The sequence below is a fragment of the Diaphorobacter caeni genome (genome assembly GCF_015354245.1).
In the GTDB taxonomy this organism is placed as follows: Bacteria; Pseudomonadota; Gammaproteobacteria; order Burkholderiales; family Burkholderiaceae_C; genus Diaphorobacter_A; species Diaphorobacter_A caeni.
Window position 1 is genome coordinate 80,466 of record NZ_JADKYZ010000005.1, and the last position, 11,336, is coordinate 91,801.

At 64.3% G+C, this 11,336-nt stretch carries 8 protein-coding genes; 5 read left to right on the plus strand and 3 right to left on the minus strand.

All coding sequences use genetic code 11. The annotated features are described in order from the left end of the window. Positions 1–199: 199 nt before the first annotated feature. Positions 200–2,758: a midcut-by-XrtH protein gene (locus ISG32_RS13665; RefSeq protein WP_194771586.1), complete on the plus strand. Its 2,559-nt coding sequence runs from the start codon at positions 200–202 to the stop codon at positions 2,756–2,758. Between the two features lie 37 nt (positions 2,759–2,795). On the opposite strand, the gene ISG32_RS13670 is transcribed toward ISG32_RS13665, so the two are convergent. Further along, positions 2,796–3,776: a Bug family tripartite tricarboxylate transporter substrate binding protein gene (locus tag ISG32_RS13670; RefSeq protein ID WP_194771587.1), complete on the minus strand. Its 981-nt coding sequence runs from the start codon at positions 3,774–3,776 to the stop codon at positions 2,796–2,798. A 215-nt stretch (positions 3,777–3,991) separates the two neighbouring features. Here ISG32_RS13670 and ISG32_RS13675 point away from each other — a divergent pair, with 215 nt between their 5' ends. Continuing rightward, positions 3,992–4,795, plus strand: a complete 804-nt coding sequence (locus ISG32_RS13675; protein ID WP_228529811.1) for a fumarylacetoacetate hydrolase family protein — start codon at positions 3,992–3,994, stop codon at positions 4,793–4,795. Between the two features lie 584 nt (positions 4,796–5,379). Here ISG32_RS13675 and ISG32_RS13680 read toward each other — a convergent pair. Next, positions 5,380–6,663, minus strand: a complete 1,284-nt coding sequence (locus ISG32_RS13680; RefSeq protein WP_194771588.1) for an amidohydrolase — start codon at positions 6,661–6,663, stop codon at positions 5,380–5,382. A gap of 46 nt (positions 6,664–6,709) precedes the next feature. Continuing rightward, positions 6,710–7,648 (minus strand): LysR family transcriptional regulator, encoded by a 939-nt coding sequence (locus ISG32_RS13685; RefSeq protein ID WP_194771589.1) that lies wholly within the window; start codon positions 7,646–7,648, stop codon positions 6,710–6,712. A gap of 70 nt (positions 7,649–7,718) precedes the next feature. On the opposite strand from ISG32_RS13685, the gene ISG32_RS13690 reads away from it, so the two are divergent. The 3 genes from ISG32_RS13690 (at position 7,719) to ISG32_RS13700 (ending at position 11,217) form a co-directional block, all read left to right on the plus strand. Continuing rightward, a complete protein-coding gene (locus tag ISG32_RS13690) occupies positions 7,719–8,186 on the plus strand; it encodes a PACE efflux transporter (RefSeq protein ID WP_194771590.1) in 468 nt (155 codons plus the stop codon). 287 nt (positions 8,187–8,473) lie between these two features. Then, positions 8,474–10,267 carry an IPTL-CTERM sorting domain-containing protein gene (locus tag ISG32_RS13695; protein ID WP_194771591.1) on the plus strand — a complete coding sequence of 598 codons (1,794 nt, stop codon included), beginning with the start codon at positions 8,474–8,476 and terminating at the stop codon, positions 10,265–10,267. 41 nt (positions 10,268–10,308) lie between these two features. After that, entirely contained in the window at positions 10,309–11,217 is a 909-nt protein-coding gene (locus ISG32_RS13700; protein WP_194771592.1) for a LysR family transcriptional regulator, read from the plus strand. Positions 11,218–11,336 lie beyond the last annotated feature (119 nt).

Consider the following 11,336-nt stretch of genomic DNA (forward strand, 5'->3'; position numbering starts at 1 on the left):
TGGGAGATGGGGTTGAAATGGCGCCAGTATGCGCGAGCGTCCCGCCCGCGCGTGTCGGATGTCACCGCCTCATCAGGCACACAGCGAATGCATCGAGCGGCGCGCAGCCGTCGAGGTTGCGTCGGGCAGACGCTTGCTGCAGCGTGGTGGAACTCTTTGGGCGTTGGTGTGACTCATCAAAGCTGCCATGGGAGCGCATATGACGAATTTGCAGAAAGAGAAAGCGTCGATTCGAAGCGGGTCGGCATCGCTGGCGGTGCTGCTCGCAGCGCTTTGCTTTGACAGCCGTGCACAGACCATCACGACCGCGCCTCTGGCGGTCACGCCGTCGTCCTTCCCCGTTCCGGTGGACCATCCGCTGGCGCTGCTCGCTTTGGTGCTCGCGCTGTGCGCTGCGGCGTTCTGGTTGTTCAAGCGCATGGGTGTGTCGATGAGCACGCTGCGCAACGTGGCGATCGGCGGCGCCATGCTGACCTTGGGCGCGTCGGCCTTCTGGGGCGATGCGGTGCTTGCGCAATTGCAGCTGCTGCAGCGCCAGTTCACGCAGGCGGGCGGCGAAACCCTGAATGTGCCGGTGCAGCCGGTGGAGGTGGCGGGCGTGATCAGCGGTTTCGTGCCGGTCGAGTTCAGCAATGCCACCAACGTCACCCTGCAGATCAAAGGCGTCACCCTGCCGACATGGGACGCGTGCTTTGCGCAAGGCATTCCGGACACGTTGCCTGTCACCAGCATGCCGCCCGCATCACCACAGTGTGCATCGGGCAGCAACGTTGCAGCAGGCAAGACCTGCTGGGTGGACATCGCCAAGCTGTGCGCCGACGCGGCAGCGGCCACAAAGGGTGCTGCGCCCACGGTGGTGGTGGCCGATGTGGCGGTCGTCAACGAAGGCGAGAGCGTCTCGGGCAACGTGCTCTCCAACGACTCCGACGCGGACGGACCGCTGCTGGTGGCGAGCTTCGTGTTCGGCGGCGTGCGCCATCTCGCGGGGCAGAGCGCCAGCGTGGGCGGGCTTGGCGACTTTTCGCTGCAGGCCGGCGGTGGCTTCACCTTCCATGCGGCCAAGCCGTTTACCACGCCGACCATCCAGATGGGCTACACCACTCATACGGGTGCGGTGGGCACGCTGACGGTGACGGTCACAGCGGTGAATGCGGCACCCGTGGCCAAGGACGACGCCGCGCTCACCGATGAATCCACGGCGGTGACCATCGCCGTGCGTGCCAACGACACTGACGCGGACGGTGATGTGCTCAAGGTGATCGGAGTGACTCAAGGGGCGAAGGGTTCGGTGGTGATTGACGCTGTGAGTGGCAACCCGGTCTACACACCGCAGGCCGGCTTTACGGGCAGTGATACGTTCACCTACACCATCTCGGACCCATCGGGCGCCACTTCCAGCGCCAGCGTGTGGGTAAGCGTGATTCCGCCAGTCAACAGGATACCCGTCGTCGTCTCGGAAAGTTTGAGCACGAGAATCAACACCGCCGTGACCGTCTCCACGGCCACTCTGCTGGCCAACGACACCGATCAGGACAATGATGTGCTCATCGTCACGGGCGTCAGCAACCCGATTCATGGAACGGTGTCCATCACCGGCAATGTGGTGACCTTCACGCCCGCAGTTGACTTTGAAGGCACGGCCTCGTTCCAGTATTCGATCAGTGACGGGAAGGGGGGCACGGCCACCGGCACGGTGACAGTGAAGGTGGGCAGCGCCATGGCACCTTCGCTCGTCGTGATGAGGAGTCTGGTTACCAATGCGCACGGCACAGGCGGCGTCTCCGTCGTGTTTCCCATCATCACCAAGCTGGTCGATACGGACGGTTCCGAGACGCTGACCGTCCAGGTCAGCAACGTGCCGCTCAATCTCTCGTTCAATGCCGGCATGAATCTGGGCGGCGGCGTGTGGCAGTTCGCACAGGTGGATTTGCCCAACCTCCGACTGAATCTGCCGGGCAGCTACACCACGACTGCCACCCATCTCACCGTGCGGGTGATTGCCACGGAAACCCTCAACGGGGACACGGCCTCCACCTCGAACGTGGTGACCTTGAAGGCGGCATACACGACGTGGGACGAAACCACAACAATTTCCGGCAGTTATACCGGCTCGGCAACCAGCGAGTACATCGTGGGCGGCATGGGGAACAATACCATCGACGCTGCCAATGGCAACAATATCGTCGACGGTCGCGCAGGTGACGATAGGCTCACGGCGGGCAGTGGCTCGGATGTGATCTACGGCGGACTGGGCAATGACACCATCAACGGCGGCAGCGGCTCCGACGTGATCATTGGCGGGCCGGGCAATGACATGCTCAAGGGCGGCAACGACGGTGAAAACTTCGTGGACGTATTTGTCTGGCAGCTGGAGGACCAGGGCGCCGCGGGAGCACCGGCGATGGACACCATCGAGAGTTTCGATACCGCCGCAGCCGGCAGCAGTGCGGCCGGGGGCGACGTGCTGAACCTGCGCGAGCTCCTGCAGGGCGAGAGCGTCGGACCGGCGAATGCTGCGGGCAATCTGGCCGACTATCTGCACTTTGAGGTGTCGGGCGGTCACACCATCCTTCACATCAGCCACACCGGCGGTTTCGGGGCGGATCCACACAGCATAAACGGCAGCTACACCAGCGCCGCCGAAACCCAGCAGATCGTCCTCATCGACGTGAATCTCCAATCCACCTACCTTGGTGCCACGACCGACCAGCAGATCATCACGCAGCTGCTCAACAACCACAAGCTGATCGTCGATTGATGACGACGCAGGGCCTGCCCACAGCGGGCCTGCGGGGTCAAAGCGTGATGCCTACCTTCTTGATGATCGCCGCATTGTTCTGGCTTTCCTTTTGCAGCAGCGCCTCGAAATCGGCGGCGCTCTGCTGCATGGGGATGTTGTCGGTCTGGTGCATGGCTTCCTGGATCGCGGGCGTGGCGATTTCCTTGGCGATGGCCGCGTTCAGGCGCGCGACCACGTCGGCGGGCGTTCCGGCCGGTGCGAGAAAGCCGAACATCGAGGTCAGGTTGGCCTCGGCGAGGCCCTTTTCGGCGAGCGTCGCCACGTTGGGCTGATTGGGAGCGCGCTTGGGGCCGGTGACGGCCAGCAGGCGCAGCTTGCTCTGATCGATCAGGCTGTTGATGGTGCCGAACGGATTGCCCGTCATGATCTCGAACTGCGCGCTGGCCGCGTCAGTCACGGTCTGCGCGATGCCTTTGTAGGGCACGTGGATGAATTGCGCGCCGGTCTTCGCCTGCACCTGCTCGAGCATGATGTGGCCGACCGAGCCGATGCCCGAAGTCGCCCAGCGGATGCTGCCCGGCTTGGCTTTCGCTTCGGCGATCATGTCCTCCAGCGTCTTGCCCTTGAAGGCGGTCGTCGCCATCAGGTAGATCGGCGAATACATCATCGGCGCGACGGCGATCACGTCGTCCGGCTGGTAGGTGAGCTTCATGAGGTGCGGCATCAGCGTCACCGGGCTGATGGCCGTGAGCGCCAGCGTGTAGCCATCGCCCTTGGCGCGCGCCACCTCGGTCATGCCCACGGTGCCACCGGCGCCGCCCTTGTTGTCCACGATGATCGACTGACCGAGCCCCTTGGCCACCTGCTCGAGCAGACGCCGCCCCACCGAATCGGACACGCCGCCAGCGACGTAGGGAATCACCACGCGGATCGTGCGCGCGCCGGGCCAGGCTTTCTCCGCGTGGGCGAGGGCCGGAATCATGGAAGGCAGGGCAACGGCGGCGCTGGACGCGAGAAAGCGGCGGCGATCAAACATGGTGAGCGGATCTTTCAAATCGGAAAAAAAGCAAATGCAAGAAATGGGTTGCAGCGACAGCCGTGCGCGTGCACGTGCACGGGGCGCTGCGAGCGCTCATTGTCCGGCGCATGCGCGCGCGGCGCACGCACCGCGCGATTTGCCTGCGGAGACAAGACAAGTATTGGCCGCGTTGTCAGAGCGTGTTGACGCTCTCACGCATGCACAATGCGCGCATGACCGCACATGCTTCTTCCTCCACCGCTTCGCTTGCCGCCTTGATGATCGAGACCCTGTGCACCGCGCGCCGCAACGCCACCCTCGCCGACGCCAGCGCCTTCGCCCCCGATGCGCTGCAAAGCGAGGCCGACGCCTACGCCGTGCAACGTGGCGTGGCCCGGACGCTCGGCCTCTTCGCCACGCCGCTGCCACGCCACTGGAAATCCGGCGGCGCGCATCGCACATCGCTCCTCACGCACGCCCCCTTGCCCGACGCGGGCGTATGGACCTCGCCCGCAAGCGCCGGAGCCTGGCCCTTTCAACACCGCCTGATCGAAGGCGAAATCGCCCTGCGCCTCGGCCAGGACGTGACCGCCGAACAAGCCGCCAGCATGACCCCGGAAACCGCGCACGATTTCATCGACGCGATGACCGCCTCCATCGAAATGGTGGACAGCCGATGGGCCCAACCGCTGAACGACCTCCCGCCGTTGTTCAAGCTCGCCGACATGGGCGTGCACGGCGCGCTCGTGCTGGGCGAATGGGTTCCGTATCAGCGACGTGACTGGTCGGTGCAGCGCTGCGTGGTGCGGGTGGGTGCGTCTGCCGAACGGGAGTTTGTCGGCACGCACTCGCTGGGCGATCCTGCCTGGCTGCTGCCGCAGTGGACGCGGCATGTGGTGCAGCAGCATGGCGGTGCGGCTGTGCCTGCGGGGACGGTGGTGACTACCGGGAATTGGGTGGGGGCGTTGGTGGGTGGGGTGGGGGATGTGGTGGAGGTCTTTTTTGATGGGGTTGGGGTGGTGAGGTTGGGGCTCTGAGTTTTTCTCTTTTGAGTGCAGATTTCGGGGCGGTTTTTTCTTTCTGTTTTCTCGTTGAGGGTGGAGGCCGGGAGTTCCGCCCGGCGGCGGAGTAACTTTTCGCTTGCGCGCGAAAAGTCACCAAAAGCGCGCTTTTGAATACGGGGTCACGCGGCAGAACTCACTGCGCGACTGCGTCGCTTCGTTCGGGCAACCGCCGCGAGCTAGTGTTTAACCAAGAGGAATTTGCGGCACTTTGCTTCGCTCGTGCCGGGGTGTCGATGAAGTTGGGTTGGTGCGCAAATGCCCACTGTGCTTTTTCAGCGAGGGCGATCCAGCGAGCAAATCAAAAATCGCGAGATGCCCGGCACGAGCGCAGCGACGTGCCGAACACACCTCCGAGTGAACATCTAGCTCGCGGCGGTTGCCCGAGCGGCGCGCGTAGCGCAAAGCGAGTTCTGCCGCGGGCATTGAAAACGCATTTTTGGTGACTTTTTGGGCAAGACCAAAAAGTTACTGCCCCGCCGGGGGCAGTCCCGGCCTCTGTCCTTAACCCGGCATCTGCCCCTAACCAAGCCTCCGCCCCACATCAAAAAAACAAAAAATCAAACAGAAACAAGCGATTGAGACGAAACCCCACCCCTCGCCAAAACAAGCCCACCCCGAACAACAATCTCTCTCACAGGCCGTGCAGCCAAAGCCTCCGCCACGCCTCCAGCACGAACCGCAAAGAAACTGGCCGCCTCCCCAACGGCGACCGGAGAGAACGTCAACCCCATCCCCCGCGCAGCGGATGCGGTCACCAGATCGAACGCATCCATCATCTGCGCATCGGTGCGCCAATCCGCCCGCCAGCCGATGAGCGAGGCCCGCTCCAGCGCGTCGCCCGTGCCGTAGGGCGACCAGATGTCCCGCACGTTGTCGTTGCCCGCGAACACCGTCACCCCGTGTTCGCGCAGCAGCGCCAGCGGCGGCAGGGGATGCGAGGCGGCGCCGTGGGTGACGAGGTTCACGCCTGCTGCGGCCATGAGGTCGGCGGTGGCGCGGGCCTTGCTTTCGCTCACGTGGCCGAGGCAGAAGCCGTGGCTGATGGTCACGTGGCCCTGCATGCCAAGGGCCTTGGCGCGCTTGCAGATTTCGCGGATGGAGAACAGGCCGAGTTCGTCGGACTCGTGCAGATGCACGTCGACGCCCACGCCGCGCCGGTGCGCGATGGCGAAGATGCCGTTGAGCTGTCCGGCCGGGTCGCAGTCGACCTCGCAGGGGTCCATGCCGCCGACCAGATCGGCACCGGCTGCGATGGCGGCGTCCAGCAGTTCGAGCGTGCCTGGCGCGCGCATCACGCCGGTCTGGGGGAAGGCGACGATCTGGATCTGCGCCCAGTCGCGGTGGGCCGCGCGTGCTTCGAGCACGCCTTCCAGCGCCTTCAAGCCGTTCTGCGGTTCCACGTCCACATGGGTGCGCAGCGTGCCGGTGCCGTGCGCGGCGCAGGCGCGGATCAGGTGGCCGGCGCGCTCGGCGGTCGACAGTGGCAGCGTGGGCATGAGGCCCAGTTCGGTCTCGATGCGGCTCGCGCGCGTGGGGCCAGCGGCATGCGGCATCCAGGGCAGGCCGAGCAACGTCTTGTCCAGATGCAGATGGCCGTCCACCAGCAGCGGCAGCACCAGCAGCCCGCCGAGATCGAGCGCATCGGCGCAGGCGGGTGCGTCGGCCATGGGCGCGATGGCGTCAAATCGGCCATCGCGGATCGTGAGCCGCACCAGCCGACCGTCGGCGAGCAGCGCGTTGTCGACATGGCGGGGCTGGTCGGGCGTGCGGGCGGGGGCGCTGGCGGACTTCTTCTTGCCGTGGGTGGGTGATGACGATGGAGGAGGCATGGGTGGTGGCATGGAGTTCGACAACGCGTGGGGGTGAATGAAGGAGGAGCGGGGGCGATCAGCGCAAAGGCGTCGACTGCTGAAGTCTGCGCTCGCGCATCAGCGCAATGAAGCGCTGGGCCCCGAGACCCAGTGCGCGTTCGCGCGACCAGACCCAGTCCACGAACAGCGTAGTGCCGTTGCTCAGGTTTTCCACCGGGATTTCCATCAGGTGGCCGGTGTGGATGTGCGATTCGACCAGGCTTCTCGGCAGCCAGCCCCAGCCAAGGCCTGCGCCGATGAGCGAGAGAGCGGCCAGGTGGCTGTCGGTGCGCCAGAGTTGGCGCGAGAACACGAAGCGCAGATCGGTCTGCTGCGGATCGCGACTGGCCACGAGAATCTGGCGCGCGAGCGCCAGGCGCGACACGTTGAGACTGGCCGTCTCGCCGAGCTCGGCCTGCGCATCCTTCCACGGCTGGTACTGCGGCGACATCACGGCCAGCAGCGTTTCTTGTCCCATCTCCTGAAAATCCTCGCGGCCATCGATCGCCGGGCGCTCGAACACCAGCGCCAGATGCGCCCGCCCGCCGTGCACCAGCGCGAGCGCGTCGGTCTGCGGAGCGGCCAGCACCTCCACCGCCAGCGCGGGAAACTCGGCCATCAGCGGGGTCAACGCATCGGCCCAGTGGGTGGACAGCAGCTCCGGCGCGATGGCGAAGGTGAGGCGCTCCTCGAGGCCCATCTGCAGCGCCTCTGCCTGCCGGTTGAGCTGGGCGAGCTGCTGTGCGAGCAGCCGCGCCTGCGGCTCCAGCGCCAGCGCGGCGGGCGTGGGGCGCGGCTCGCGGGTGCGGCGGTCAAAGAGCTGCAGGTCGAGCTCGGCCTCCAGCAGCCCGATGGTCATGCTGACGGCCGAGGGCACGCGCGAGAGCGAGCGCGCGGCCGCCGAGAACGAGCCCTTGTCGAGTACGGCGAGGAACACCTGCACATTGTCCGAAGTGAATGCGGAAGCGACAGTCATGGCTCAATCTATCAGATTAACTGAAATATTCTGACTTTTTTCTTCAATTCAGGGCGCATAAACTGCGTGCATGAGTCAAACAACACAAGCCATCGGCCTGCAGGGACCATGGCGCCGCGTGATCTACGTCGGTCTGTACGAAACCATTGCCATCATCGTCTCCAGCGGCCTTTTCATGGCGCTCGGCCAGCAGGCCGGGCACTCCAGCGCCATGGCGGTCGCCGCGTCCACCATCGCGATCATCTGGAACGTCACCTTCAACACCCTGTTCGAGAAATGGGAAGCCAGCCAGCCCGTCAAGGGCCGCTCCATCGCGCGCCGCGCGGTGCACGCCGTCGGCTTCGAGGGCGGCCTCGCGCTGGTCCTCATCCCGCTCATGGCCTGGTGGTTCGGTGTGAGCCTGTGGGAAGCCACGGTGATGGAGGCGGGACTGCTGGTGTTCTTTCTGGTCTACACCTACGCGTTCAACTGGACGTTTGACCGGATCTTCGGACTGCCCGCCTCGGCGCAGGGTGTCGCGGTACCCGTGAAAGCCTGAGCCGAAGACGCTTCACCCCAACTGTGCAAAGCGGGAGCCTGCGGGCTTTTGCAGGCGCGGTGTTACGAGGCTTGATTGGTGTATTAATTTTGCCTATTAAGCAACAAATTTCAATTGATTAAATTCGTCTTGTCGATAGACTCCGATGCATACAAACACAGCAGTCGGAGCATCCAATGAGAGAGGCGAGGCAAGCGATTGAGGCGATTCACGGATCGTCCTGCGGTATAGGTACCGCTAGTGGTGCGCAGACAGCGCCGCGCAAGACATGGGTTGACAAGCTGCTGATGGCGGGCGCGCTGTTGGTTGCAATGGCGGCGGCACCGGTGAAAGCAGAGGACATCACCACGGTGATGGGCCCCCAAGGTTGCGCAGACAAGCAGATGGATTTCCCGCGAGGGATTGCGATAGACAAGGCCGGCAATATGTATGTGTCCACGCTCAATAGCGTGGTTTGCAAACGCTCGGTGGACGGCGTCGTCACTTTGTTCGCGGGCACGTATGACGTTTGGGGTTTTGGTGGTGACGGTGGCCCGGCCAACCAAGCTGAACTGAATGGGCCGATCGGAATGGCTGTTGATGCCAGCGGCAACGTCTTCATCGCCGACTATGGCAACAATCGCATTCGCAAGGTGGACGCTGTCACTGGCCTGATCACCACGGTGGCTGGTACCGCGGACACTGGAGGAGCTCATAACGACGGGAAGCCTGCGACGCAAGCGCTGCTGAGTTCGCCGACGGGCGTTGCTTTTGATAGCCAAGGCAATTTGTACATTGCAGACTATGGGCATTACCATGTCCGCAAGGTGGATGCCAGCACCCAGATCATCGATCGTGTGGCCGGGAACACCTACCCTTTCTACGAAGAGATGTTCGAGGGCAATTCCGCGATCGACTTCCAATTTCGACCTGACTCTATCGCCTTCGACAGCAATGACAATCTGTACGTGGGGGATGGCCATAACGGGCGCGTGTACAAGGTAGATGCCGCCACCAAGACGATCCGTACGATTTTGGGTAACCCTCAAGGAGACGATGACTACTACGGCACGGATCTTTCGAGTGTGCGCATGGGCTCGGCGTTTGGCATGGTGTTTGATGCGTCGGACAATCTCTACATTGCCGATGGCGCGCTAGGGCGCGTAGTGCGGCTGACCACCGGAGCGGAGCCGACGTTCTCACTGGTTGGAGGAACGGGTAGCTGGGTTCTGGGTGGCGAGGACGGACCTGCTCTGGAGACGGGGCTCTCCACCGTTTCCGGCATTGCCATTGATGCCAAGGGACATCTGTTCATCACCGATTCCGACAACAAGCTGGTACGCAGGATTGGGCCCAGCGCACCGGTTTCGGCGCCAGCTGCGCCGAAGAACATCACCACGCAGTCCGGCGATGCGCAGGTGATCGTTTCGTGGGATGCGCCCACTGGTGACGAAGCCGCAGCGGGCATCACGGGCTATACGGTCACCGCATCGCCCGACGGCCAGCAATGCAGCGCGGCGGCCACAGAGACCAGTTGTGTAGTCTCGGGGCTTTCCAATGGCAAGGCCTATACCTTTACCGTGGTCGCCATCAATGACGTGGGCCCGAGCCCATCGGCCGGCAGCCCGCAGCCGGTGACGCCGATTGCCAGCGTGGCGCTGCCCGCCGGCGCGTCCGCATTGCCGAATGCCACAGTCGGCGAAAGCTACAACGCTGTCATTCAACCGAGCGGCGGCACGGCGCCCTACCAATTCCGCATCACCTCGGGCAGCCTGCCCGACGGGCTGACGGCGGTGCTGTCCGCCGATGGTCTTGCCATTCTGATCAGCGGCACGCCGACGGCTTCCGGCACCGCGGCCTTCACCATGGAGATCGCCGACAGCACCGTGGCGCCGTTCCAGCGTCGACAGACCCTGGCCAAGGCAGGTCCCACGCTGACGACAACCACGCTGGCCGTGACCATCACGGTGGCGCCTGTAGCCATGGTGACGCCCACCGCTACGCCGGTTCCCACGCTCAGCCAATGGGCTTTGGTGCTGCTGTCGATGGGGTTGGCGGGGCTTGCGATGACGAAGCGCGGGCTGCGTCGCGCGTTCCAGTAGCATTGTCTGCGGCGCCCGTGTCCGGGTTGCGGGAGTGAGACATGGACAGGCTCGGTCCGCTGCGCAGCTTTGTTCAGGTGGCGCAGCACGGAAGTTTTTCTCAGGCTGCACAGGTCACCGGGGTCTCGCGCGCGGCGCTGTCGATGGCGGTGTCGCAGCTTGAGCAGGATCTGGGCGTGCGGCTGCTGTATCGCACCACGCGCCAGATGCAGCTCACGCCCGATGGGCAGTTGCTGCTGGAGCGTGCGCGGCAGCTGCTGGCTGACGCGGACACGCTGAACAATCTCTTTCGCCAGACGCCCGAGCAACTGAGCGGGCCGGTCACCATCGAGGTGCCGCACCGCATGGCCAACCAGCTCGTGATTCCCGCCGCGTCGGGGCTGCTGCGGCGGCTTCCGGGCGTGCAGCTGTGCGTGCGCTCGGGTGACGGCATGGCCGATCTCATCCAGGAGGGCGTCGATTGCGTGATCCGCGTGGGCGCGCTGGCCAACAACGGCCTCGTGGCGCGCGCCCTCGGCCTGTTCGATCTCGTCAACTGCGTGAGCCCCAGCTACATCGCGGAGCATGGCGAGCCGCATGCGCTGGCGGATCTCGCGCAGCACTGGATCGTGGGCTACGCGCCGCCGGGCAAGGCGCATTCCGCGTCGTTCGACCATGTGGATCAAGAGGGCGTGCTGCAGAGTGTGCCGATGCGCCATCGCCTGCTGGTCAACAGCACCGACACCTATACCGGCGCCTGCCTCGCGGGCTCGGGGCTGATCCAGGTGCCGCGCTACAGCGTGGTGGATTTTCTGGCGCAGGGCGCGTTGGTCGAGGTGCTGGCCTCCCATCGCGCGCCCGCGCTGCCGGTGCATCTCGTCTACCCGCACCGCAAGCACCGCCCCGCGCGGGTGCAGGCCGTGGCTGACTGGCTGGCCGAGCTGCTGGCGCCGTACCTCGAGGCGGCATGAGCGCCGCAAGCATTGTTCAAACAAACCGACAGCTTCGTTAAAAATAGCTGTCAACTATTGAGTAAATAAATTCATACACTGGGACGATCCATGCGTGCGACGCGCAGAGGACATCGAAA